Origin of the sequence: Micrococcus sp. KRD026 (assembly GCF_017168445.1) — a bacterium.
Taxonomy (GTDB): domain Bacteria; phylum Actinomycetota; class Actinomycetes; order Actinomycetales; family Micrococcaceae; genus Micrococcus; species Micrococcus luteus.
The window spans coordinates 1-23,230 of the sequence record NZ_JABFBA010000001.1 but is presented as its reverse complement, the minus strand read 5'-3'; the positions used below and the strand labels follow the sequence as shown (position 1 = coordinate 23,230).

At 72.4% G+C, this 23,230-nt stretch carries 21 protein-coding genes and 1 pseudogene; 13 read left to right on the top strand and 9 right to left on the bottom strand.

The genetic code is table 11. The features are described 5' to 3' along the window. Positions 1 to 16: 16 nt before the first annotated feature. Positions 17 to 1,441, bottom strand: coding sequence for a septation protein SepH (gene sepH, locus J1M40_RS00110; RefSeq protein ID WP_020625074.1), 1,425 nt, complete (start codon positions 1,439 to 1,441; stop codon positions 17 to 19). Between the two features lie 291 nt (positions 1,442 to 1,732). Between sepH and J1M40_RS00105 the strand changes: the two genes are divergently transcribed. Continuing rightward, positions 1,733 to 2,032: a DUF4193 domain-containing protein gene (locus J1M40_RS00105; RefSeq protein ID WP_002858157.1), complete on the top strand. Its 300-nt coding sequence runs from the start codon at positions 1,733 to 1,735 to the stop codon at positions 2,030 to 2,032. A 19-nt stretch (positions 2,033 to 2,051) separates the two neighbouring features. Here J1M40_RS00105 and J1M40_RS00100 read toward each other — a convergent pair whose 3' ends face one another. Then, positions 2,052 to 2,594 (bottom strand): DUF3093 domain-containing protein, encoded by a 543-nt coding sequence (locus J1M40_RS00100; RefSeq protein ID WP_020625075.1) that lies wholly within the window; start codon positions 2,592 to 2,594, stop codon positions 2,052 to 2,054. Between the two features lie 117 nt (positions 2,595 to 2,711). Between J1M40_RS00100 and dut the strand changes: the two genes are divergently transcribed. From dut to J1M40_RS00080, 4 genes are read left to right on the top strand one after another with little or no spacing between them, the layout of a single operon-like run. Next, positions 2,712 to 3,194, top strand: a complete 483-nt coding sequence (gene dut, locus J1M40_RS00095) for a dUTP diphosphatase (protein WP_020625076.1) — start codon at positions 2,712 to 2,714, stop codon at positions 3,192 to 3,194. Then, positions 3,191 to 3,967, top strand: coding sequence for a DUF3710 domain-containing protein (locus tag J1M40_RS00090; RefSeq protein WP_020625077.1), 777 nt, complete (start codon positions 3,191 to 3,193; stop codon positions 3,965 to 3,967). The genes dut and J1M40_RS00090 overlap by 4 nt, the downstream gene beginning before the upstream one ends. Beyond that, positions 3,964 to 4,281: an OB-fold nucleic acid binding domain-containing protein gene (locus J1M40_RS00085; RefSeq protein ID WP_020625078.1), complete on the top strand. Its 318-nt coding sequence runs from the start codon at positions 3,964 to 3,966 to the stop codon at positions 4,279 to 4,281. The genes J1M40_RS00090 and J1M40_RS00085 overlap by 4 nt, the downstream gene beginning before the upstream one ends. Positions 4,282 to 4,304: 23 nt before the next feature. Next, positions 4,305 to 5,009: a DUF3159 domain-containing protein gene (locus tag J1M40_RS00080; RefSeq protein WP_020625079.1), complete on the top strand. Its 705-nt coding sequence runs from the start codon at positions 4,305 to 4,307 to the stop codon at positions 5,007 to 5,009. Here the strand turns inward: J1M40_RS00080 and J1M40_RS00075 are convergent. Together J1M40_RS00075 and J1M40_RS00070 are read right to left on the bottom strand one after the other, a co-directional pair. Beyond that, positions 4,961 to 5,674, bottom strand: coding sequence for a TrkA family potassium uptake protein (locus J1M40_RS00075; RefSeq protein ID WP_020625080.1), 714 nt, complete (start codon positions 5,672 to 5,674; stop codon positions 4,961 to 4,963). The genes J1M40_RS00080 and J1M40_RS00075 overlap by 49 nt on opposite strands. Next, positions 5,671 to 6,372, bottom strand: a complete 702-nt coding sequence (locus tag J1M40_RS00070) for a TrkA family potassium uptake protein (protein ID WP_020625081.1) — start codon at positions 6,370 to 6,372, stop codon at positions 5,671 to 5,673. The genes J1M40_RS00075 and J1M40_RS00070 overlap by 4 nt, the downstream gene beginning before the upstream one ends. 134 nt (positions 6,373 to 6,506) lie before the next feature. Here J1M40_RS00070 and J1M40_RS00065 point away from each other — a divergent pair, with 134 nt between their 5' ends. The 4 genes and pseudogenes from J1M40_RS00065 to J1M40_RS00050 all read left to right on the top strand — a co-directional run. Next, positions 6,507 to 8,459, top strand: coding sequence for an APC family permease (locus J1M40_RS00065; protein ID WP_036382845.1), 1,953 nt, complete (start codon positions 6,507 to 6,509; stop codon positions 8,457 to 8,459). A 159-nt stretch (positions 8,460 to 8,618) separates the two neighbouring features. Beyond that, the gene (locus J1M40_RS00060; RefSeq protein WP_020625083.1) at positions 8,619 to 10,091 is read left to right on the top strand and encodes a class I SAM-dependent RNA methyltransferase; all 1,473 of its coding nucleotides are present in this window, start codon (positions 8,619 to 8,621) and stop codon (positions 10,089 to 10,091) included. Positions 10,092 to 10,292: 201 nt separating this feature from the next. After that, complete coding sequence (gene acnA, locus J1M40_RS00055; protein ID WP_036314132.1) at positions 10,293 to 12,995, top strand: aconitate hydratase AcnA; 2,703 nt, start codon at positions 10,293 to 10,295, stop codon at positions 12,993 to 12,995. A gap of 248 nt (positions 12,996 to 13,243) precedes the next feature. Then, a pseudogene (locus J1M40_RS00050) lies at positions 13,244 to 13,943 on the top strand (transposase); the annotation flags it as partial. Between the two features lie 336 nt (positions 13,944 to 14,279). Here the strand turns inward: J1M40_RS00050 and J1M40_RS00045 are convergent. From J1M40_RS00045 to J1M40_RS00030, 4 genes are all read right to left on the bottom strand, one after another. Then, positions 14,280 to 14,903, bottom strand: a complete 624-nt coding sequence (locus tag J1M40_RS00045; RefSeq protein WP_095694653.1) for a CueP family metal-binding protein — start codon at positions 14,901 to 14,903, stop codon at positions 14,280 to 14,282. Between the two features lie 182 nt (positions 14,904 to 15,085). Continuing rightward, positions 15,086 to 15,421: a metal-sensitive transcriptional regulator gene (locus tag J1M40_RS00040; RefSeq protein ID WP_269454423.1), complete on the bottom strand. Its 336-nt coding sequence runs from the start codon at positions 15,419 to 15,421 to the stop codon at positions 15,086 to 15,088. An 11-nt stretch (positions 15,422 to 15,432) separates the two neighbouring features. Further along, the gene (locus J1M40_RS00035) at positions 15,433 to 17,568 is read right to left on the bottom strand and encodes a heavy metal translocating P-type ATPase (RefSeq protein WP_036317660.1); all 2,136 of its coding nucleotides are present in this window, start codon (positions 17,566 to 17,568) and stop codon (positions 15,433 to 15,435) included. 89 nt (positions 17,569 to 17,657) lie between these two features. Further along, positions 17,658 to 18,245 carry a YdhK family protein gene (locus tag J1M40_RS00030; protein ID WP_020627858.1) on the bottom strand — a complete coding sequence of 196 codons (588 nt, stop codon included), beginning with the start codon at positions 18,243 to 18,245 and terminating at the stop codon, positions 17,658 to 17,660. Positions 18,246 to 18,746: 501 nt separating this feature from the next. Here J1M40_RS00030 and dxs point away from each other — a divergent pair. The 4 genes from dxs to J1M40_RS00010 are packed head-to-tail and all read left to right on the top strand — an operon-like array spanning position 18,747 to position 22,584. Continuing rightward, positions 18,747 to 20,762 (top strand): 1-deoxy-D-xylulose-5-phosphate synthase, encoded by a 2,016-nt coding sequence (gene dxs / locus J1M40_RS00025; RefSeq protein ID WP_020627857.1) that lies wholly within the window; start codon positions 18,747 to 18,749, stop codon positions 20,760 to 20,762. Further along, positions 20,759 to 21,277, top strand: a complete 519-nt coding sequence (locus J1M40_RS00020) for a hypothetical protein (RefSeq protein ID WP_036317662.1) — start codon at positions 20,759 to 20,761, stop codon at positions 21,275 to 21,277. The genes dxs and J1M40_RS00020 overlap by 4 nt, the downstream gene beginning before the upstream one ends. Before the next feature lie 3 nt (positions 21,278 to 21,280). Continuing rightward, entirely contained in the window at positions 21,281 to 22,255 is a 975-nt protein-coding gene (locus J1M40_RS00015) for an aldo/keto reductase (protein WP_036317666.1), read from the top strand. Beyond that, positions 22,255 to 22,584 (top strand): PLD nuclease N-terminal domain-containing protein, encoded by a 330-nt coding sequence (locus J1M40_RS00010; protein ID WP_020627854.1) that lies wholly within the window; start codon positions 22,255 to 22,257, stop codon positions 22,582 to 22,584. The genes J1M40_RS00015 and J1M40_RS00010 overlap by 1 nt, the downstream gene beginning before the upstream one ends. Positions 22,585 to 22,591: 7 nt before the next feature. Here J1M40_RS00010 and J1M40_RS00005 read toward each other — a convergent pair whose 3' ends face one another. Further along, positions 22,592 to 23,104 (bottom strand): Rieske (2Fe-2S) protein, encoded by a 513-nt coding sequence (locus tag J1M40_RS00005; protein WP_020627853.1) that lies wholly within the window; start codon positions 23,102 to 23,104, stop codon positions 22,592 to 22,594. Positions 23,105 to 23,230: the final 126 nt, after the last annotated feature.

The following is a 23,230-nucleotide window of genomic DNA, read 5'->3' as shown; positions in this document are numbered from 1 at the left end:
CGGGGCCGGGCCGGGGTCAGTCGCCCTTGCGGCCGAAGACGATCTCGTCCCAGCTGGGCACGGACGCGCGGCGAGCGGCCGAGCGGGCCCGGGGGCGCGGCGTGACGGTCGGCATGGCAGGGCGCGCGGCACGCTCGCGAGGCGCGGGCTCCGCCCCCTCGTCCTCGACACCCGCGTCCGCGACGTCTGCGGCAGTGTCCTCGGCGCGGTCGGTCTCGGCGGCCGGTTCCGGCGCGTCGACGACCGGGGCGTCGTCGGCGGTCGTCAGGGCCCCCTCGGCGTCGACCGGGGCGAGCCGCTCGGGCGCCTGGGCGGCCTCGCGCCGACTCCGGTCCTGGTGCTCGCGAGCGATCAGGTGCGCGAGCGCGTCGTCCGACTCCAGGTCCGCGCCCACACGCTGACCCCGGCGCACCCGCAGGATCTCCAGCAGATCGGCGTCGCGGTCGGCGGCCGGGGAGTGCGCACCCGCGGGGGTCACGGCGTCCTCGGCGTCCACGTCGTCCGTCACCGGTTCGGCCGCGGGGGCGCGGGGGACCAGGTCCCAGGCCTCCGCCTCGGACAGGGCGCGGGCCCAGGCGTTCTCGGGTTCGAGGTGGCGTCCGGCCGGGCGGAACGTCCAGAGCGCCGGCGGCTCCTCGCGGGTGGGCAGACTCCTCGCACCGGCCACGGCGAACCGGGCGGCCACGGTCCAGCCGGCCTGGTCCTCGCGCCACGCGTCCCACTCGAGGCTCGCCTCGTCCACGCCCAGCTCGGCGAGCCGGTGCGCGGCGAGCTCGCCGAGCGTGGTGGGGCCGCCGTCCTGGACGAGGTCCGAGTAGAGGTCGGGCCCGCCGACCCAGACCTCGACGGCGCGGGCCTGCCGGGCGATCCAGTCGCGCTCGGCCAAGACGGGGTGACCGTAGGTGCGGATGCGCGAGAACGCGTTCCCGCTCTCCCGGGCCACCTGCTCCACGGAGGCGCCCGCACGGATGCGCTGCTGGATCTCCCGGGGGGTGAGGGGCACGGCCTCCTGGGTCGCGGCGGCCTTGACGGACTCCTGGTCGGTCAGCGGCGCCGGGGTCGGTCCGTCCGCGGTCGAGTCGTCGGCCACGGGCCGCGGGTCGATCCGCGGGGTGAGCGCGAGGTCCTCGTCCGGCCGGGCCGGGCCGGAGGGCGCCTCGGGAGCCCGCTCGTCCTCCGCCGCGGCATCGTCGGCGTGCGTCGCCGCGTCCACCGGTCCCTCGGCGTCCTCGTCGTCCGCCCCGGGGACGTCCATCTCCGTCATGTCGTGCCAGGCCGCGGGGCCGTCCTCGGCCGGTCGCCCGTCCTCGGGCGCGGCGCCCTCGATGACCAGCCGGCGCAGATAGGGGGAGAGGGGGAGCGTGTGCTCCTCGCCCTCGGGCCCCGACAGGCGCAGCGCGTCGCCGTCCTCGGTGGGTCCGGTCAGTCGCAGCTCTGCCATGGCGGTGGTCCCTCCCACATCGTGTTCTGGTCACCGGGCATGCGGACGCCCGGCCGGGCATGCCCCGATCCTAGCCGCCGTGCCGCAGACCACGGCCCGGGCGAGGGACGAGCGCCCGCGCGAATCCGCCCTGGGCGAGCGTGCCCGACAACATTTGGCACGGGTTCGGGCATGGTGCACAATCTACGCGCAACGGCGCAGGCCGGTGACGCGTGGTCCGCCCACGACGCCGCCCGCGCAGTGCCGGCACCGGTCCCGGTGCCGTCCCCCACCAGCGGAGCGTGAAACCCCATGGCCACTGACTACGACGCCCCTCGCAAGAACGAGGAAGAGCTGAGCCAGAACTCCATCGAGGAGCTGAAGGCACGGCGCACGGACACCCAGTCCGCCGTCGTGGACGAGGACGAAGCGGAGGCCGCCGAGGGGTTCGAGCTGCCCGGCGCCGACCTCTCGGGTGAAGAGCTGATGGTGCGGGTGCTGCCCGCCCAGTCGGATGAGTTCACCTGCGCCTCCTGCTTCCTGGTCCGCCATCGCTCGCAGGCCGCGCGTGAGAAGAACGGCCTGATCTACTGCACCGACTGCGAGGGCTGAGCCCCCGCCGCCGGGGCGGTCAGCGGCCCTCGGCCGTCCCCTCCTGCCGGGCCATGGTCCCGCCGAGGGCCGCGACCAGCTCCTCCGGACGCCGGGTGCTGGTCAGCCAGTAGGGTGTGCGGTCGCGCTCGTCGGTCAGCTGGATCCGCACGACGGGCGCGATCCAGCCGCGCACGTTCACGAAGGCCAGCCCGTGCAGCAGCGGGCCGCGCTGGGCCCGGGCGTCCTCGCCGCGATACCCCGTGACCTGACCGACGTGGTGCCGTTCGATGCTGGCGCGGCCCACCTGGAGGGTGCGTTCGCGCACCACGATGCGCGGGGTGGTGGCCACCAGGATCAGGACCTCGACGGCGAAGAACGCGACGGCGGCCGCGATGCCCACCCCGAGGTCGATCGGCGCGAACACGAGTATCGTCAGCGCCGCCAGCATGAGCGCCACGGCCCAGACCCCCGGGGAGGGCGTCAACCGCTCCTCGAACAGGACCGGATCGGGTCCCGCCGCGGCGCCCCCGGGGGCGCGGCGGGAGGCATCGGCGACGGGGTGCTGCTGGGGATCACGCATGGGTCCCAGCTTCCCACATCCGGACTCCGGTCCCGCCGCGCGGCACCGGCGAGGGCGCCCGCCCGGCCGCCTCGACGCGGCCCCGGGCCGACGGGTGCTCGTGTAGGGTCGGGCCTCGTGACCGACTCCGCCGAGCTGCCCGTGCCCCTGCACGCCCTCGATCCGGGCCTGGCCCCGCCCGCCTACGCGCAGCCGGGCGACGCGGGCGCGGACCTGCGCACCGCCGTCGACGTGACCCTGGCCCCGGGAGAGCGCGCCCTCGTGCCGACCGGCGTGGCGCTGGCCATCCCGGAGGGCCACGCGGGGTTCGTGCACCCCCGCTCGGGCCTCGCGGTCCGCCACGGCCTGAGCGTCGTCAACGCCCCCGGCACCATCGACGCCGGCTACCGCGGCGAGATCAAGGTGCCCCTGATCAACCTGGACCCGACGGAGCCGATCGTGCTGCGCCGCGGCGACCGGATCGCCCAGCTCGTGCTGCAGCCGGTCGTGCGGGCCCGCTTCGAGCCCGTGGACGCGCTGCCCGACTCCGAGCGCGGGGCCGGCGGCTTCGGCTCGACCGGCGGCTTCACCGCCGACAACACCCCTGGGAGGACGTCGTGATCTTCGGACGCAACCGCACCGTGCGCCACGAGCAGGTCAGCCTGCCGGCCGAGCTGCTGGAGGAGCGCGACCTCGAGATCGCCGCCGCGCCGGAGGCAGCCGACGTCGGTCCGCACGACGTCGCCACCCGCCCGGATCCCGCCGGCATGATCGACCTGGGGTCGCTGCGCCTGCGGGCGGTCCAGGGCATGAAGCTGCGCCTCGACGTCGAGGACGCGACGAAGCGGATCGTCGCCGCCACCGTCAGCCTCGGCCGCTCGGCGCTGCAGGTCCAGGCGTTCAGCGCCCCGCGCCGCACGGGCCTGTGGGACGACCTGCGCGCCGAGCTGCACGACTCCCTGTCGACCACCGCCCACGCGACCGTGCAGGAGCAGACCGGCCGCTTCGGCATCGAGATCCTCACGCGCGTGCCGGCGGCGCTGCCGGACGGCTCGCCGGGGTGGAACGTCGCCCGGTTCGTGGGCGTGGACGGTCCGCGCTGGTTCGTCCGCGGCGTGTTCCACGGCGAGGCCGCCTTCCAGCCGGAGGCCGCCGAGCCGCTGGAACAGGTGTTCTCCGACCTGGTCGTGGTGCGGGGCGACGAGCCGCTCCCGCCGCGCGAGCTGCTGCCCCTGCGTCCGCCTCCCAACGCGCGCCCGCTGCAGCGTCGCCGCCCGGCCCCGGACGAGGGCCGGGACGTGCTCGCGGACACCGCCACCGGCCCGGGGGACGGCGCGGCACCGGAGGCCACCGCGCTGCCCGAGCGCGGTCCGGAGATCACGGAGACCCGGTGAGCCCCGCCGTCGCAGCCCGCCCGACCGGCGCCGCGGGCCGCATCGAGCGCCGCGGCGTCATCGCCTCCGTCACACTGCCCGGCGCGGACGAGGCGACCGTCTTCCGCGCGGTCTTGGCCGACCGCCTGCCCGCGCCCGGGAGCATGGCGCCCGCGGAGACGCTGCAGCTGGTCTGGCACGGGCGGCGCCGCGTGCCCGGTGTCATGCCGGGGGAGTGGCTGACGGTCCGCGGCCGCGTCACCCAGATGGACGGCGTGCCCACCCTGCACAACCCCGAGTTCGACCTGGTCGACGCGCCCGAGGCCACGCGCTGAGCACGGCCCCGAGAGGAGAGCCCATGACCGAGCCGCGTGGCCCCGTCACCGCCGCCCCGGACGGGGCCGGCCCCCTGCCGTCTCGAGCCCGCCTGGACGAGCGCGGCCGCCTCGACGCGCTGGGCAGCGTCGGTGGCTGGCGCGGCATCGTCGAGGCCTCCCTGCCCACCCTCGTCTACATGGTCGGCTACGTCGCCACCCAGCAGGTGTGGCCCTCCGGCGTGGCGGCCGTCGCGGTCGCACTCGTGCTGGGCGTCGCGCGCCTCGTCCAGCGCCAGTCGCCGGTCCAGGTGCTGGCCGGCCTCGCCGTCGTCGTCCTGTCCGTCGTGGTCTCCCTGACCACCGGCCAGGCCCGCGACTACTACCTGTGGGGCTTCGTCACCAACGCCGCCTACGGCCTCGCGTTCGCGGTGTCCGTCCTCGTGGGCTGGCCCGCGGCGGGCCTGGTGCTCGGCCTCGTGCGCGCCGAGGGCACCCGCTGGCGGGCCCACCGGCGTCGGCGCCGCGCCTACGCCGCGGCCACCTGGATCCTCGTGGCCGTGTTCGCGCTGCGCCTGGCGGTGCAGGTGCCCCTCTACCTCGGGGACGCCGTCACCGCGCTCGGGGTGGCCCGCCTGGTGATGGGCCTGCCGCTCTATGCCCTGGGGCTCTGGCTCGCCTGGTCCGTCAGCTCGCCCGGTCAGGACGACGGCGTGCCGGCGGACTCCGCCGCCTCCGAGCGTCCCTGAGCGCGGCCCTCGCCGACGAGGAGGCGACGCAGGGCCGGCTCGGCGGAGCCGGCGGCCAGGAAGAAGAGCTCGTCGCCCACCTCCAGGACCTCGTCCGCCGACGCCTGCCGGGGGGCGCCGTCGCGCACGACCGCCACGAGCGGAGCCTCCTGCGGCCAGGACACGGTGCCGATGCGCCGGCCCTCGAGCCAGTGCTTTGCCGGGACCCGGAACTCGGACAGCGCCGCGCCGCCGGCCTCCAGCCTGAGCAGGCGCACGAGGTCCCCGGTCTCCACGGCCTCCTCCACGAGCGCCGTCATGATCGAGGGGGTGGACACGGCCACGTCCACGCCCCACGACTCGTCGAAGAGCCAGTCGTTGAGCGGGTTGTTGACGCGAGCCACGGTGCGGCCGACGCCGAACTCCGAGCGGCTCAGCAGGGAGCACACGAGGTTGACCCGGTCGTCGCCGGTCGCCGCGACGAGCACGTCCGCCTCCAGGGCGCCGCACTGCTCGAGCACGGTCAGGTCGCACGCATCCCCGAGGACGAGGCGTGCGCCGCCGACGTCGGCCTTGCGGGCCGCGTCCGTGCGCGCCTCGACGACGACCACCTCGTGGCCGTGCGCGTGCAGCTCCCGCGCGATGGAGGCGCCCACGGCGCCGGCTCCGGCGATGACGGCCCTCATGCCCGTCCCTCCTCGTCCTCGTCCGTGCCGTCCGGCACGCGTGCCTCGCCCTGCAGGGCGGCCTCCACCTGGTCCCGGCGGTCCACCGGGTAGACGGCGTGCAGCACGTCGCCCTCCTGCAGGCGGTCGCCCGGCCGGGGCAGCTGGCCGTCGCCGAGCCGGGTGAGGTAGGCGATGCGCATCCCCACCGTGGACTCGACGTCGGTCAGCCGACGGCCCCACCACGAAGAGTGGGGGACCAGCTCGGTCACGAGCAGCCGGCCGGAGGCGTCGCGGTGCTCCGCGTCGGCGGTGCCGGCCGGCAGCAGCCGGTGCAGCACCTGGTCGGCCGTCCACTGGATCGAGGCGACCGTGGGGATGCCGAGGCGCTGGTACAGCCGGGCCCGGTCGGCGTCGTAGATGCGCGCCACCACGTGGTCCACGTGGAAGGTCTCGCGGGCCACGCGGGCGGCGATGATGTTCGTGTTGTCGTCCGCGGTCACGGCCGCCAGGCCCTGCGCGCGGTCGATGCCGGCGGCGAGCAGCGCGGAGCGGTCGAAGCCCACGCCGGCCACGAGCTCGCCGGAGAAGCCGGGGGCCAGCCCCTCCACGGTCCGCGGGTCGCGGTCCACGAGGGCGACGCCGTGACCGGCCGCGTCCAGCGCGGCCGCCAACCGGGTGCCCACCCGTCCGCCGCCGACGATCACGTAGTGGGCCATGCCCGTCCCTGCCTCTCGTGCGGTGCTCCGTGCGCCGGGGAGCCGACGCGCGCTCCATCCTCGCATCCGGCGGGCACGTCCGGGAGCATCCGCGTCGCCGCGGCGTCCGGGCCCGGCGGGGGTACCGTGGTGCGGTGGCCACGCTGTCCTCCCTCCTGCGCCGCGGCCTCCTCGGTCGCCCCGTGACGTCGCACGCCGCCGACGAGCCCCGCATGAACCGGTGGCGGGCGCTGCCCGTGACGTCGTCGAACGCCCTGTCCTCCCTCGCCTACGCCCCGGACGAGGTCATCCTCACCCTGGTCGCGGCCGGCACGTCCGCGCTCGCGCTCGGACCCGCCGTCGGCTGGGCCGTCGTCGCGGTGATGCTGCTCATCGTCGTGTCCTTCCGCGCCGCGGTCGCCGCCGTTCCGCACGGCGGCATCTATCACATGGCCGGCATGAAGCTGGGCCCGAGGGCCGGCGTCGTCGCCTCGGCCGCGCTCCTGCTGGACTTCGTGTTCACCGCCGCGGTCTCCGTGGCCGCCTTCGCCCACTTCGTGGCGGCGCTGGCCCCCGGACTCACCGTCGGCAGCCGCGTGCTGGTGGCCTCGGCCGCGCTCGTGGGCGTACTGCTGGCCGCGCTCCGCGGGGTGCGGCTGTCCCGGTGGGTGCTGCCCGTGCTCGTGAGCGTGTTCGTCGCCCTGACCGCGCTGCTCGTCCTGGCGGGCCTGTGGCAGGAGGGCCGTGGGCTGCTCGGCGCGGCGCCGACGGCCGGCTGGACGCAGGAGGGCGCCGGGGTCGGCGGGACCGTCGGCACCGTGGCGACGGCGCTGCTCGCCCTGCGCGCGTTCAGCGCGGGATCGGTGCTGCTCACCGGCGTCGAGGTGCCGGTCTCGAGCACCCGCCTGATGGCCCGGCCGGCCGTGCCCACGGTGCGGTGGGTGCTCACCGTGATGGCCCTCACCCTCGGCGCGCTGACCGTGGGCGTCATGCACCTGGCCCAGCGCACCGGCGTCGTCGTCGGGCTGGAGCTGGAGAACCTCCGGGACGCCGCGGGTGCCGAGGTCACGCCCGACCGCGCCCCCGCCCCCGTGCTCGCCCAGCTCGCGGACACCGTGTACGGCCCGGGCAGCATCCTGTCCGTCGCCACCATCGCGGCCACCGCCCTGCTCCTGCTGTTCGCGGCCAAGTCGGCGTTCCGCTCGTTCCCCGCCCTGGCCGCGCGCGTGGCCGAGGACGGCTACCTGCCCCGGCAGCTGAGGGTCCGCAGCGACCGGCTGGTGCACACGTGGAGCGTCCTCGGGATGGGGGCCGTGGCCCTCTCGCTCGTGCTGTTCTTCGAGGCCCGGACCGCCCTGCTCGTGCAGCTCTACGTCATCGGCGTGCTGCTGGCCTTCACGCTCGCGCAGGCCGGCATGCTGCGGCTGTGGCGCCGCCGGCTCGTGCACACACCGGGCGCCCGGGCCCGCGCGGCCGTCCGGCTGCGCCTGATCATCACGGCGGTGGCCTGGGTGGTCACGGCGCTGGCGGGCGTCGTCGTCCTGGTCACCCGCTTCACGCAGGGCGCGTGGGTGGCGCTGCTGGCGATCGTGCTCGGCTCGCTGGTTATGGGGCGGATCCGCCGCCACTACGCGGACGTGGACCGCGAGCTCGCACCGGACCCCCAGGACGACGCGCGGGCCCTGCCCTCGCGGGTCCACGTGGTGGTCGTCGTGACCACGCTGGACCGGCCGGCGCTGCGGGCGCTGGCCTACGCCCGCGCGTCGCGGCCGTCCTCCCTCGAGGCCGTCGTCGTGGACGCCGAGCGCGCCGCCACCCTGGAGGTGATCGACGCCTGGGAGCGTGCCGGCCTGCCGATGTCGCTCACCGTGATCGCCTCGCCCTACCGCGACACGGTGGCCCCCCTGGTGCGGCATGTGCGCGAGCACCGACGCCGCTCCCCGCGGGACCTGACCATGGTGTTCATCCCGGAGTACGTGGTCCGGCCGGGCTGGCGCACGCTCCTGCACAACCGGACCGCCACCCGCCAGACGCGGCGACTGCAGCGGGAGCCGGGCGTGATGGTGGGCTCGGTGCCGTGGCAGGTCCACGAGGGCCAGGGCTCTTGACCGCCCCGGCGCCCCCGGGGAGCGGCGGATGACGCCGTCCGACGGCGCGCCCACGATCGAGGCGACACAGCCGCATCGGTCTGCAAGGATGATGATGATCTGACCAGTCGATGCTCAGGGCAAGACCTGAAGCGCGCTGCGATGCGAGAGGAGCCAGACATGGCAGTCGTCGACACGTCCACAGACGTCACCGGGATCGGGAGGACCATCGAGGTGGAGGTCGGGGCCATGGCCCACGGCGGCCACTGCGTGGCCCGGCACGAGGGGCGGGTCGTCTTCGTGCGCCACGCCGTGCCCGGCGAGAAGGTCCGGGTGGCCCTGACCGAGGCCGAGGACGGGGCCCGCTTCTGGCGCGGCGACGTCGTGGAGGTGCTGCGGCCCTCCGAGTTCCGCCGCATCCACCAGTGGAAGCTCGCGGACATGCTGCGCGCCCACGCCTCGGGTCGCCCGCCCGTGGGCGGCGCCGAGTTCGGCCACATCGTGGTCCCGCACCAGCGCCGGCTCAAGGCCCAGGTCTTCCGGGACACGGTGCACCGCATCGCCGACCTCGCGGTGGAGCCGGAGGTGTGCTTCGCCGGCTCCGAGGACGAGCCCACCGGCCAGCGCTGGCGGACCCGGAACGCGTTCGCGGTGACCCCCCAGGGGCACATCGCGATGCACGCCTACCGTTCGGCGACCCTCCTACCCGTGCGCAACATGCCGCTCGGCGTGCCGGCCCTCGATGCGCTCGCCCTGTGGGACTGGGACTTCACCGGAGCCGCCCGCGTGGACGTCGCGACGCCGGCCTCCGGCTCCCGCCCCCTCGTGCTGGTGACGCCCACCCCGCAGACGCGGGCGGACGAGGTCAAGCTCGGCCGGCTGCGCACCCGGATCCGCCAGGCGGCCAATGCGTGCGGCGTGGACGTCTCCACCGGCCTGGCCCTGCCCGGCCCGAAGCAGTTCCAGCCGGTCAAGGTCGAGCGCATCACCGGCAAGACCTGGGTCGAGGAGACCGTGGAGTCCGAGCGCGGCGGCACCAAGCGCTTCCGCGTCACGGGTGACGGCTTCTGGCAGGTCCACCAGCACGCCCCGGCCACCCTCGTGGACGCGGTGCTCGAGGACGCGCGCGTCGAGCCGGGCCAGGTCGTGGCCGACCTCTACGGCGGCGCCGGCCTGTTCAGCGCGTACCTGGCGGACGCCGTGGGACCCGAGGGCCGCGTGTACTCGGTGGAGGCCTCCCGCCAGGCCTCGAAGGACGCCCGCCGCAACCTGCACGACCAGCCGCAGGCCTCGGTGCTCAACGGCCCCACGGACAAGGTGCTCGGCAGCTGGCTGAAGTACCCCGAGCGTCCCGTGGCGGACGGCGGCCTCGGCGGTGCCGCGCTGGACACCGTCGTCCTGGACCCGCCGCGGGCGGGCGCGGGGCGGCGGGCGATCGAGCGCATCCTCGCGCTCGAGCCGGGCCGCATCGTGTACGTCTCGTGCGACCCCGCCTCGTTCGCCCGCGACCTGGCGTGGCTGCGCGACGGCGGCTACGAGGTGGAGCGCGCCCGCGTGTTCGACCTCTACCCGGACACCCACCACCTCGAGTCGGTGACCGTGCTGGTGCCGGCCGCCCAGAGCGCCCCGGCCGCGGCCGTCGTCGAGATCTGACCCGGCATCCGCGTGGCGGCCTGCGGGCCGCCGCGCGCCATGCCCGCGTCACACGGGACCGGCGCGGTACCCTGGGACGCAGTGCGGCACCTGTGACGCAGACGACGCCCGTCCCGGACGGGGCGCGGTCCGCGGCCGCGGGTGACCACCCCCCACTGGACGAGCGCCCGGAGGAAACCGGGCGGGAAGAGGAGTCCTCTCGTGACCACCGTCGACAGCTTCGGCTCCAAGGGCGTCCTGGACGTCAAGGGCGCCGAGTATGAGATTTTCCGTCTGAACAAGGTCGAGGGGGCGCAGAAGCTGCCCTACTCCTTGAAGGTGCTGCTGGAGAACCTGCTGCGCACCGAGGACGGCGCCAACGTGACCGCCGACCAGATCAAGGCCCTGGCCGCCTGGGACCCGAACGCCCAGCCGGACACCGAGATCCAGTTCACGCCGGCGCGCGTGATCATGCAGGACTTCACCGGCGTGCCCTGCGTCGTGGACCTGGCCACCATGCGTGAGGCCATCCAGGACCTGGGCGGCGACCCGGAGCGCGTGAACCCGCTCTCCCCGGCCGAGCTCGTGATCGACCACTCCGTGCAGATCGACTCCTTCGGCAACGACGCCGCCATCGAGCGGAACATGGAGATCGAGTACGAGCGCAACGGCGAGCGCTACAAGTTCCTGCGCTGGGGCCAGACCGCCTTCGACGACTTCAAGGTCGTCCCCCCGGGCATGGGCATCGTCCACCAGGTCAACATCGAGAACCTGGCCCGCACCGTGATGACCCGCGAGGTCGACGGCGTGCTGCGCGCCTACCCGGACTCCTGCGTCGGCACCGACTCGCACACCACCATGGTCAACGGCCTGGGCGTGCTCGGCTGGGGCGTCGGCGGCATCGAGGCCGAGGCCGCGATGCTCGGCCAGCCCGTGTCCATGCTGATCCCGCGGGTCGTGGGCTTCAAGCTGACCGGCAGCATCCCGTCCGGCGCCACCGCGACCGACGTGGTGCTGACCATCACCGAGATGCTCCGCCAGCACGGCGTGGTCGGCAAGTTCGTCGAGTTCTACGGCGAGGGCGTCGGCTCCGTGCCCCTGGCCAACCGCGCCACCATCGGCAACATGTCGCCCGAGTTCGGCTCCACCGCCGCGATCTTCCCGATCGACGAGGTCACCCTCGACTACCTGCGCCTGACCGGCCGCTCCGAGGAGCAGGTCGCCCTCGTGGAGGCGTACACCAAGGAGCAGGGGATGTGGCACGACCCGTCCTCCGAGGTCGCCTACTCCGAGTACCTCGAGCTGGACCTGTCCACCGTGGTGCCCTCCATCTCCGGCCCGAAGCGTCCCCAGGACCGCATCGAGCTCACCGACTCCAAGGACCAGTTCCGCAAGGACCTGCACAACTACGCCACGCAGGACGAGGCCGGCGAGGGCCGCCCGTCCAAGCTCGTGGACGTGGCCATGCCGGACGGCCGCCAGTTCCAGCTGGACCACGGTGCCGTGTCCATCGCCTCGATCACCTCGTGCACCAACACGTCAAACCCCTCCGTGATGATGGCGGCCGGCGTGCTGGCCCGCAACGCGGTCGCCAAGGGCCTGAAGTCCAAGCCGTGGGTGAAGACCTCCGTGGCCCCGGGCTCCCGCGTGGTGACCGACTACTACGAGAAGTCCGGGCTGCGCGAGTCCCTCAACGACCTCGGCTTCAACGTGGTCGGCTACGGCTGCACCACCTGCATCGGCAACTCCGGCCCGCTGGAGTCCGAGATCTCCGAGGCCATCCAGGAGAACGACCTGTCCGTGACCGCGGTGCTCTCCGGCAACCGCAACTTCGAGGGCCGCATCAACCCGGACGTGAAGATGAACTACCTGGCCTCCCCGCCGCTGGTGGTCGCCTACGCCCTGGCCGGCACCATGGACTTCGACTTCGAGAACGAGGCCCTGGGCCAGGACACGGAGGGCAACGACGTCTTCCTCAAGGACATCTGGCCGGACCCGACCGAGGTCCAGCAGATCATCGACGCGTCGATCGACACCGAGATGTTCACCTCGCAGTACGCCACGATCTTCGACGGCGACGAGCGCTGGCAGTCCCTGGAGACCCCCTCGGGCTCCACCTTCGAGTGGGACGAGAAGTCCACCTACGTGCGCAAGCCCCCGTACTTCGAGGGCATGACCATGCAGCCGGACCCGGTGTCGGACATCTCCGGCGCCCGCGTCCTGCTCAAGCTGGGTGACTCCGTGACCACGGACCACATCTCCCCGGCCGGCTCCTTCAAGTCGGACACCCCGGCGGGCCGCTACCTGCTGGAGAACGGCGTGCAGCGCAAGGACTTCAACTCCTACGGCTCCCGTCGTGGCAACCACGAGGTGATGATCCGCGGCACGTTCGCGAACATCCGCATCAAGAACCAGCTGCTCGACGGCGTGGAGGGCGGCTTCACCCGCGACTTCACCCAGGAGGGCGCCCCGCAGGCCTACGTGTACGACGCGGCGCAGAACTACGCCGAGCAGGGCACGCCGCTGGTGGTCCTGGGCGGCAAGGAGTACGGCTCCGGCTCCTCCCGTGACTGGGCGGCCAAGGGCACGGCGCTCCTGGGCGTCAAGGCCGTGATCACCGAGTCCTTCGAGCGCATCCACCGCTCGAACCTCATCGGCATGGGCGTGCTGCCGCTGCAGTTCCCCGAGGGTGAGAACGCCGACTCGCTGGGCCTGACCGGCACCGAGACCTTCGACATCTCCGGCATCACCGCCCTCAACGAGGGCACCACGCCGAAGACCGTGAAGGTCACGGCCACCGGTGAGGACGGCAAGGTCACCGAGTTCGACGCGGTCGTCCGCATCGACACCCCCGGTGAGGCCGAGTACTACCGCAACGGCGGCATCCTGCAGTACGTGCTCCGTCAGATCGCCTCGAAGGCCTGATCCACGGGACACAGCCCGCGCGCGGGCATCACGACGGCGACCCGCCGCCCTCCGCACGGAGGGCGGCGGGCCGCCGTCGTCGTGGGCGCCGGGGCCGAAGCCGGTGCAGGACCGCTCTTCATCCCCCAGTGCAGGGACCGGCCAACCCTTGGGCCAGACGGTCCTCGGGCGTGTCTGACAATGAAGCCGGGGGAAGGCCGGCACCCTCGAAGACACGGTCCCGGTTCCAGATGCTCTCCCACGCCCCCACAGGCCGGCAGGGCCGGCCTTTCGCCGATGCCGTCACGATGGTCGACGCCATCATCCACCGGTACAGGTGCATCGATCCCCTGGCGGGACCTGCCCGAGATCTACGGGCCCTGGCTGAGTCGTGTGGACCTGGCACGGCCGCATGGCCGAAGAGGGCACGTGGGACACGGTGCTGGCAACACTGACCGCCGCAGCGGATGCCGAAATCGTGATCGATTGGTCGGTCTCGGTGGACTCCACGATCGCCCGCGCCCATCAGCACGCGAGGAACACCACCCGGCTCACAGGGGGCTGGATCGAACGACAAGGAATCCGCGTGAAGAGCCCGCCGACCACGGCCTCGGGCGCTCACGGAGCGGGCTGAGCACGAAGACCCATCAGCTGGTCGACGGTGCTGGGCGAGAGGGCGTACTCCTCGCGGGCGATCGGCACCCATCTGCGCGCCGGTGGCATCAAGGCCGTCCTCCCCAACCGGCTGACCAGCAGGGCCACCGCAGACGCCGCGGCTCGGCCGGCGGCCGACCCGTGGGCCTGGACTCGGAGGCTTACACGGGCCGGAACGTGATCGAGCGCCAGGACGCGCACCTGAAGCAATGGCCGGGCCTGGCGAGCAGGTACGACGAGTACGCGATCGTGTACTGGGCTGCCGTGGTCCTGAATGCTGTGCTCGCGTGGTCGACGGCATTGTCGGACACGCCCGAGTGGCGTGTTCGAACTGATCGACGATCCAGGTCAAGTGCTCGAGAAGCTCGGCGAGGCTCAGCACCGGCAGGTATGAGCGTGAGGACCTGGACAGAGAGGATCCCCCGAAATGCACATCGTGAAACAGAGTGAGCGATGTAGTGCTCTTCAGTTGGCACTGGTTGATATTGGTCGACGAGGCTTCAGCCCGGTCTGGTGATGCCCTGCGATGACTCTGAAGCCGGCTCTCGGGCGAATCCTCACATCGGGACGCCGAGACCCTGTGGGAGTCCAAGGATGGGACGTCTCGACGCCTGATCTGTCGGCGCTGAAGAGGAGCATGAGGCCTGGGCCTCAAGCCAGCTGAAGACCGGTCAAGCAGGTGGGGTCGTCGGGGCGGGTCGAGATGGCCTTTTTCGCGGTGCGGCCTTCAGCTGAGACAGTGAGAGTGGCGTCAATTCCACGCGGCAGCCAGACCCCGACGAATCCGTTGTCGTACGTCGTCAGCGTTTCATCGAGGAGGGTCTCCCCTGACGTCGCCTCGACCACGGTGACGTGGACGTCAGTATTGGCGAGTTCGCCGGTGCAGGTCGTGAGGCTGTGGAAGTAGCATTCGTGAGTCTGGCTGCGATACGGGGCGATAGAGACGTAGAACTCGTCTTCTGGCATCGGCACGGTGGTCTGATTGTTCTGATCGTCGGTCAGTACAAGCTGGTCGGGTTCAATCGACGCGATGAATTCAGACGAGCGATCTGTCACCTTCGTTGAGTCGAGGCGCGTGATGATCTCGCGAGCATTCAATCCGTCTAGATTGTGCTCGACCACCAGTGAGTGATCGGATCCTGCATCAGCGGACGGTCCCGCATCAGCACAGCCGCTGAGCAGGAGGACGGCGCTGGTCGCCAGACCGGTCAAGGCCGCGCAGATCCTCAGGCGGCTCCTGGAGGACTGGATCGGAGCAACAATGGCAAGTGGCATGCCCAACTCTTTTCTCAGGTGAACGTGTTCATGTCGTCAGGTTAGACAGAAGGCATCCCGAGTTCGCCGGTGCCAAGGGCGCGACGACGTGCAAAGCACGCCTGCCCGGAGACATCAAGAGCCTTGTCCTGATCTGGGGCCCACCGGTCCGAGGCACCCTGTGTTGACGAAATCGGATGGTGTCAGGAGCGCACGAGGCGATTGATGGCGTCGGTGGCCTCCTGGATCTTGGCGATGGCCGCGTCTTCATCGCCTTTCTTGGCGGCGTCGAGCACGCAGTGCTTGAGGTGGTCATCGAGCAGACCGGTCGCCACTCCTTGCAGGGCGCGGGTGAGGGCCGAGACCTGGGTGAGGATGTCGATGCAGTACTTTTCGTCGTCGATCATCTTCGTGATGCCGCGGGCTTGGCCTTCGATACGCTTCATGCGGTTGCGGTAGCGGTCCTTGTCACTGATGTAGCCGTGCCGATGGGCTCCGGCGTCGGTACCGGTCTCATCGGCTGCAGTTTCAGTGGTCACGGGTGTGTCCTTCACTTCTGGTGCTCCAGGACGGAGCGGGTGCTGGCAGCTGGGGCGAGGTCGATGCGACGCAGCAGCTGGGCGTTGAGCGCGACGACGACGGTGGAGATCGACATCAGGATCGCACCTACTGACATCGGCATGACGAAGCCGACGGGTGCGAGCACGCCAGCCGCGAGCGGCACAGAGAGCAAGTTGTACCCTGCAGCCCACCACAGGTTTTGCCTCATTTTACGGTATGCGGCACGGGAGAGCTGGATCACCGAGAGCACGCTACGCGGGTCGGAGCTGGCGAGGATGACACCTGCAGAGGCGATGGCGACGTCGGTGCCGGCCCCGATGGCGATGCCGACGTCGGCCTGGGCCAGGGCAGGGGCGTCGTTGACGCCGTCGCCGACCATGGCGACCTTCTTGCCCTCCTTCTGCAGCTGGTCGACCTTGGCGGATTTGTCCTCGGGGCGGACGCCGGCGAAGACCCGGTCGATGCCGAGCTCTCTTCCCACCTCGTTCGCCACGGCTTCCGCGTCGCCGGTGATCATGACGACCTCGACGCCGAGCTGATGGAGCGCATCGACGGCGTCGCGGGACTCTGGGCGAACCTCGTCGGCGAGCTTGAGACCGCCGATGACCTTGCCGTCGCGGAGGACGTGCAGGATGATCGCACCCTCTGCCCGCCATTCGTCGGCGACACCGATCTCGTCCTGGCCGGTCTCCTCGAGCAGACGGGGTCCGCCGACGCGGATCTCATGGTCGGCCACCGTCGCGGTGACGCCGACCGCCGGGGAGGAGGTGAACCCGCTGGCCGGTTCGACGGCGAGGCCCTTCTCCTTGGCGGCGGTGACGATGGACCGGGCGAGGGGGTGCTCACTGTCGGCCTCGGCGGAGGCGGCCAGGGCGAGAAGCTGTTCGGCATTCAGGCCGCCGGTCGGCTCCACGCCGGTGACGGTGGGCTCGCCCTTGGTCAGGGTGCCGGTCTTGTCGAAGAGCACCGCGTCGACCTGGCGCATGGACTCCAGGGCGAGGCGGTCCTTGATCAGGACGCCGCCGCGGGCGGCGCGCTCGGTGGCGATGGACACGACCAGAGGGATCGCCAGACCCAGCGCATGGGGGCAGGCGATGACGAGGACAGTGATGGTGCGAACGACCGCGTCGTCGGGGAGCCCGAAGAGCGTCCAGACGACGGCGGTGATCAGCGCAGCTCCGAGGGCGAACCAGAACAGCAGGGCCGCAGCCCGGTCGGCGATGCGCTGGGCACGGGAAGATGAGCCCTGCGCCTCGGCGACGAGCCTGTTGATGCCCGCCAGAGCCGTGTCGTCGCCGGTGGCGGTGATCTCTACGCGCAGGCCGGAGTCGGTGGCCACGGTGCCGGCGGTGACGTTCTCGCCCTCGCCGCGGGCGACGGGGTGTGATTCGCCGGTGATCATGGACTCGTCCATGTCGGCGCGGCCGTCGACGATGGTGCCGTCGGCGGGGACGCTGCCGCCAGGCCGGACGATGACGACGTCGCCGACGCGCAGCTCTGCCGGGTCGACCTTGACGACGTCGTCTCCCTCTATACGCTCAGCCTCGTCAGGGAGCAGCGCGGCGAGGGAGTCCAACGCCGAGGTGGTCTGGGCCAGTGAGCGCATCTCGATCCAGTGGCCCAGCAGCATGATGACGATCAGCAGCGCCAACTCCCACCAGAACTCGAGCTCGGGGTGGACGAGACCGACAGTGGCGGCCCAGGAGGCGAGGAACGCTACGGTGATGCCGAGCGCGATGAGCAGCATCATCCCCGGCTGGCGGCTTTTCAGCTCGCTGACAGCACCGGTGAGGAACGGGGTGCCGCCCCAGGCGTACATGACGGAGCCGAGGACTGCGGCGACCCAGCCCGCCCAGCTGGGGACCGAGTAGCCCAGGAGCATGGCGAACATGGGGGAGAACGCGACCACCGGGATGGCGATGATCAGATTGATCCAGAACAGCCGCCGGAACTGGCCGACGTGGTCGCCGTGGCCCGCGTGACCACCGCCGTGATGACCGTGCCCGGCGTGGTCACCGTGTTCCATGGTGTGGTCTTCGTTCTCGGCGCGCGAGTCGTCACGGTGGCCGGACTCGGTGGTCGCGACGCCGGCGTGGTCATGGTGATGCGTGGTCGGGTCCGTCATGCTCTTCGCTTCCCCTCGTCATTCCCCGATCTTTCCTTCGATCGGGTCGTATTTCGCCGCGGACCTTCAGCGCGCCCGCGGCGATCGGCTCAGGAGGCCGGCTTGAGCTCGCTCTCGACGACCCACTTGTGGTTGGTCATCGTCATGCCGTCGGACTCGTAATCGACCATGTAGACGGTCTCCTCGGTGGAGGAGGCGATGGTCGCCTTCGCGCCCTTCATGCCTTCCATGTGTTCGGCCTCGAGAGTGACCTCGGTGCCGTCGGCCAGACGTTCATCTCCGGCGTCCTTGATCTCCTGCTGGACGACCCACTTGTGATCCTTGACCGGCTCCCCGCCTGCGGACGGCGTGAAGTCCACCGCATAGGTGTACGTGTCGTACGCGCCGGCGATCATCGCGTTCGCACCGTCCATGCCCTCCATGTGGTCGGCGGTGAGCGTGACCTCGGTGCCGACCGGGTATGTGGGCGACGCAGCCGTCTCGATGCCCTCGGGGGCGGGGCCGCCGTCCATCGGATGCTCCATCCCGCCGCTGTCAGAGCTGCTGCCGTGGCCCTCGTGCTGGCTGGTCGTCGAGGGGGTCCCTTGGTCCTGGTCGCCGCCGGTGCTGCAGCCGGTGAACACGAGCGCTCCTCCGAGCACTCCTGCGGCGACGGTGGTCTTGAGGTGCTTGCGCATGAAGTCTCCTGTTCGTTCTGGTCCAGTCAACGCTATACCCCTCCCGGGTATCAAGTCGATGTCGATCGGCGGGCGTGGAATCGCCCGGCCAAGATCCAGTCGACCCGGGGTGGCAGCGCTGAGGCTGCGATGGAGAACATCGGCTCGGCGGCCCTGGTCGCAGATGGAATCGAGGCCCGAACGGACGGGCTCACCTCGCTCGCCGTCGTGACGGGATCGGCTGCGTCGTCTCGTGAACATCACCGTGGTGAGAAGACGATCCCAGTACCGCCGATCACCCAAGAGAAATTGGTCTTGTACGGTTGCATCGTCGGGCGTCCCATCGAGACAGGGATCCTGAGAGCCGACGGAAGCTGTGCAACTATCGCCAGGCAGAGCGAAGCATGTCTCAGTACGTGCTCCGTCAGATCGCCGCGAAGGCCTGATCCACGGGGCCCGCCCGCGCGGGCCGCCGCCCGCGTCCCGCCCGGGCGCGGACCCGCGGAGTAGGCTGGTCGCACCATGGAACATCTGCCCCCCACGAGCCCCGGCGCCCCGCTGCTGCCGCAGATCGCCCGCCCGGCGGACCTGTCGGCCCTCACGGAGGACCAGTTGACCGCGCTGGCGGCGGAGATCCGCGCCTACCTGATCGCCCACGTCTCCAAGACGGGTGGCCATCTCGGACCGAACCTGGGCGTCGTCGAGCTGACGCTGGCCGTGCACCGCGTGTTCGAGTCGCCGAAGGATGCGGTCATCTTCGACACGGGCCACCAGTCGTACGTGCACAAGCTGCTCACGGGGCGCCAGGACTTCACGACGCTCCGCCAGGAGGGGGGCCTGTCCGGCTACGGCGACCGCACCGAGTCCGAGCACGACGTGGTGGAGTCCTCGCATGCCTCCAGCTCGCTCTCCTGGGCGGACGGCATCGCGCGGGCCTGGGCGCAGACCGGGCAGGGGGACCGCACCGTGGTGGCCGTGATCGGCGACGGCGCGCTCACGGGGGGCATGGCCTGGGAGGCGGTCAACAACATCGCCGCCGGCCGGGATCGGCGCGTGGTGATCGTGGTCAACGACAACGGCCGCTCGTACGCGCCCACGGTGGGCGGCGTCGCCGAGCACCTGGGCGGACTGCGCCGCGGGGTGCTGGACAAGGTGCGCACCCACCACCGCTACGAGCAGACCCTCGACTACCTCAAGCGCCGCCTCCAGGAGGCCGGCCTCGCGGGTGAGCTGGTGTACCGGCCGCTGCACGCGGCGAAGAAGGGCCTCAAGGACCTCTGGGCGCCGCAGGGCCTGTTCGAGGACCTGGGCATGAAGTACATCGGTCCGGTGGACGGTCACGACCTCACCGCCATGGAGGAGGCCCTCGAGGACGCGCGGGCGTACGGCGGGCCCGTGATCGTCCACGCGATGACCGAGAAGGGGCACGGCTACGCGCCGGCGGTCGCGCACGAGGCGGACCAGTTCCACGCGATCGGCGTGATCGACCCCTCCACGGGCGAGCCCATCACCTCGTCGACGGCCCAGTCCTGGACCTCCGTGTTCGGCGAGGAGATGGTCGCGATCGCGGACGAGCGGCCGGACGTCGTGGCCATCACCGCCGCCATGCAGAACCCCGTGGGCCTGGCCCCGATGGCGCTGGCCCACCCGGACCGGGTGTTCGACGTCGGCATCGCCGAGCAGCACGCGGTCACGTCGGCCGCCGGCATGGCCTTCGGCGGCCTGCACCCCGTGGTGGCCGTCTACGCGACCTTCCTCAACCGCGCCTACGACCAGGTGCTCATGGACGTGGGCCTGCACCGTGCGGGCGTGACGTTCGTGCTGGACCGCGCGGGCGTCACCGGGCCGGACGGCCCGAGCCACCACGGCATGTGGGACCTGGCCCTGCTGCAGTCGGTCCCGGGGCTGCGGATCTCCGCGCCCCGCGACGCGGACACGCTCCGGGAGGAGCTGCGCGAGGCCGTCGCCGTCGAGGACGCGCCCACCGTGGTGCGGTTCGCGAAGGGCTCGGTCGGCGAGCCGGTGCGCGCCCTGGAGCGGCTGTCGGACGGCACGGACGTGCTCGCCCGGCGCGGCGAGGCCGGCGGACGCGACGGCGCCGAGCGGGACGTGCTGATCGTGGCGGTGGGCGCGATGGCCGAGCTCGGCCTCGACGTCGCCGAACGGCTCGAGCGGCACGGCATCAGCGCCACGGTGATCGACCCGCGGTGGGTCCTGCCCGTGGCCCGGTCCGTGATCGACACGGCCGCCCGCCACCGGATCGTCGTGTGCCTCGAGGACGGGGTGCGGGCCGGCGGCGTCGGCTCGCGGATCCGGCAGGAGATGCGCGCGGCCGGCGTGGACACCGCCCTGAACGAGGTCGGCCTGCCGGTCGAGTTCCTCGCCCACGGCAGCCGCGAGCAGGTGCTGGCCCGCGTGGGCCTCACCGCGCAGCGCATCACCCAGGACACCGTCGCCCAGGTCCTCGGCGCCAAGGTCCCGTACGCCCGGCCCGTCCCCGAGGACGCGGCCGCCCCCCACCACCAGGAGCAGGCATGAGCATCGTCCGGCTGTACCGTGAGACCGTCGGCGACGACGGCACCCGGCTCTTCGAGTACCGCGAGGCATGGGCCGACGCGGAGGCCGGGGAGTTCGTGGTCCACCACGGCCGGGTCGGCCAGCCCGGCACCGTCGGGGAGCAGCCCCTGGCCGACCAGGTCGAGGGTGATCAGCTGCTGGCCGCGTTCGTGGCGCAGGGCGCGGAGGAGGGCTTCGCCGAGGCGGACCCCGCGACCTTCGCCGTGCTGCCGGTGGCCTACCGGCTCCGCGGCCGGGAGGCCACGGTGATCGAGCGGCGCACCGTGGAACGGCTGCGCGTCGAGGTGACCCACCAGCTGGCCTGGCGCGGTCTTGGCGAGGTCGAGGACGTCGTCGAGGAGGCCGGTGCCCTCGTGCTGCGCGTCCGGACCCCCCACGCCCGCAAGGCCGCCGCCGAGATCCCGGCGGCCGCCAAGCGCGCCGACGGCGTGCAGCCGAACAAGGTGGACGTCCGCACCGCAGAGCAGGAGGGCTGACCCGTGCGCCACACCCGTCTCGGCCGCTCCGGGCTGACCGTCTCCGTCGTCGGCCTGGGCTGCAACAACCTCGGCCGCCCCGGCACCGCCACGCTGGAGCAGGCCGGCACCGACGCCGTCGTCCACGCCGCGCTCGACGCCGGCATCACCTTCTTCGACGTCGCCGACGTCTACGGCGCCGAGCCCGGCCTGTCCGAGGAGCGGCTCGGCCGCGCCCTGGGCGCCCGCCGCGACGAGGTGGTGATCGGCACCAAGTTCGGCATGGACATGGGCGGTGTCGCCGGCGACGACGGCGGCGCGCGGGGCTCCCGCCGGTACATCGTGCGCGCCGTCGAGGACTCCCTGCGCCGCCTCGGCACCGACTGGATCGACCTCTACCAGTTCCACACCCCGGACCCGGCCACGCCCATCGAGGAGACCCTCCGCGCGCTCGACGACCTCGTGCGCGCCGGCAAGGTCCGCTACGTGGGCCACTCGAACCGGGCCGGGTGGCAGATCGCCCAGGCCGAGTACGTGGCCCGCGAGCTGGGCGTGGAGCGCTTCGTGTCCGCGCAGAACCACTACAACCTGCTGGACCGCCGGGCCGAGCTCGAGGTGGTCCCGGCGGCGGCCGAGTTCGGGCTCGGCGTCCTGCCGTACTTCCCGCTGGCCAACGGGCTGCTCACGGGCAAGTACTCGCAGGGCGACGCCCCCGAGGGCTCGCGCCTGTCCCACGTGCGCCAGCACATGGTGGCCGACGCCGACCTGGAGCAGCTGGCCGCGTTCGGCCGGTTCGCCCGGGAGCGGGGGATCACCGAGGTCCAGGCCGCGATCGGGTGGCTGGCGGCGCAGGGGCCGGTGTCCTCCGTGATCGCCGGCGCCACCCGTGCCGCGCAGGTCGTGGAGAACGCGGCGGCGGCCGACTGGCTCGCCACCGCGGAGGACCTGGCCGAGCTGGACGCCCTGTTCCCGGGCCCGGAGAAGGTCGCGCTCTTCTGATGGCCGGCGCGCTGACCGGCGCGGCCGCCGCGACCCCGCTCGTGCCGACGCCGGGGGAGGCCGCCCTGGGCTGGACCGTGTCCGTCGTGGCCGGTGCGCTGTGGGTGGCCGGCTTCGTCTCGCTGGGCCGCAGCCCCCTGGACGCCCGGGCGCGCCTGCCGTGGGTCGGCCTCATGCTGCTGCTGCCGGTGCTGGGGGCGCTCATCTGGTTCTGGTGGCGGCACCGCTACTACCCGGCGCGGCGGCGCGAGCAGCCGGCGTGGGACCCCAACGACCGCTCCGCCGTCGTGGTGCCCCCGCGCCGGCGCTACGGCGCGCCGGAGGAATGAGCCGGGCTCAGAGCTTGACGACGATGCGGTCGTCGACGACGGCCGCGTCGTAGTCCATGAGGGCCTTGCGGGCCGGGCCGCCGAACGGCTTCCCCGAGGTGACGTCGAAGTGCGAGCCGTGGCAGGGGCAGGCGTAGGCCGGGCCCTCCTGCCGGTCCACGACCTGGAGCAGGCAGCCCTGATGCGTGCACACGTTGGTGAAGGCGGTCACCGTGGTCTCGTCCACGCGATGCATCATCAGCGTCCGACCCTGCACCTGCACCTCCCGGGAGGCGCCCACGGGCAGCTCGGCGGCGGGCAGCGCGTCGACGGCGTCGGAGCCGGTGTAGTGGTCCTGCGCGGTGTCCTTCTCACGTAGCCGGTCCGTGCAGCCGGCCAGCGCGAGTGTGCCGGCACCCGCGGCGGCGACGGCGGCGCCGCGGCCCAGGACGGTGCGGCGGGAGGTGTCCGGGCGGGCGTGGTCGTCGCAGCAGCCGGACCGGGAGGAGTTCGGGGTGAGGGGGGAGTCCTGCGTGGTCATCGACCCATTATCGCCCGTGGCGAGGGCGGATGCGACCGGGCCCGACGGGTGCGAGGATCGGGGGGACGGACCCCCGAGCCCCAGGAGCACCGCCGTGACCCACCCCGCCCCGCGCCCCACCGGCGC

What these genes read in the sequence shown, in the direction of transcription:
- sepH (WP_020625074.1), bottom strand. Translation starts at nt 1,441, where the DNA reads ATGGCAGAGCTGCGACTGACCGGACCCACCGAGGACGGCGACGCGCTG.
- J1M40_RS00105 (WP_002858157.1), top strand. Translation starts at nt 1,733, where the DNA reads ATGGCCACTGACTACGACGCCCCTCGCAAGAACGAGGAAGAGCTGAGC.
- J1M40_RS00100 (WP_020625075.1), bottom strand. Translation starts at nt 2,594, where the DNA reads ATGCGTGATCCCCAGCAGCACCCCGTCGCCGATGCCTCCCGCCGCGCC.
- J1M40_RS00080 (WP_020625079.1), top strand. Translation starts at nt 4,305, where the DNA reads ATGACCGAGCCGCGTGGCCCCGTCACCGCCGCCCCGGACGGGGCCGGC.
- J1M40_RS00075 (WP_020625080.1), bottom strand. Translation starts at nt 5,674, where the DNA reads ATGAGGGCCGTCATCGCCGGAGCCGGCGCCGTGGGCGCCTCCATCGCG.
- J1M40_RS00070 (WP_020625081.1), bottom strand. Translation starts at nt 6,372, where the DNA reads ATGGCCCACTACGTGATCGTCGGCGGCGGACGGGTGGGCACCCGGTTG.
- J1M40_RS00060 (WP_020625083.1), top strand. Translation starts at nt 8,619, where the DNA reads ATGGCAGTCGTCGACACGTCCACAGACGTCACCGGGATCGGGAGGACC.
- J1M40_RS00045 (WP_095694653.1), bottom strand. Translation starts at nt 14,903, where the DNA reads ATGCCACTTGCCATTGTTGCTCCGATCCAGTCCTCCAGGAGCCGCCTG.
- J1M40_RS00035 (WP_036317660.1), bottom strand. Translation starts at nt 17,568, where the DNA reads ATGACGGACCCGACCACGCATCACCATGACCACGCCGGCGTCGCGACC.
- J1M40_RS00030 (WP_020627858.1), bottom strand. Translation starts at nt 18,245, where the DNA reads ATGCGCAAGCACCTCAAGACCACCGTCGCCGCAGGAGTGCTCGGAGGA.
- dxs (WP_020627857.1), top strand. Translation starts at nt 18,747, where the DNA reads ATGGAACATCTGCCCCCCACGAGCCCCGGCGCCCCGCTGCTGCCGCAG.
- J1M40_RS00020 (WP_036317662.1), top strand. Translation starts at nt 20,759, where the DNA reads ATGAGCATCGTCCGGCTGTACCGTGAGACCGTCGGCGACGACGGCACC.
- J1M40_RS00010 (WP_020627854.1), top strand. Translation starts at nt 22,255, where the DNA reads ATGGCCGGCGCGCTGACCGGCGCGGCCGCCGCGACCCCGCTCGTGCCG.
- J1M40_RS00005 (WP_020627853.1), bottom strand. Translation starts at nt 23,104, where the DNA reads ATGACCACGCAGGACTCCCCCCTCACCCCGAACTCCTCCCGGTCCGGC.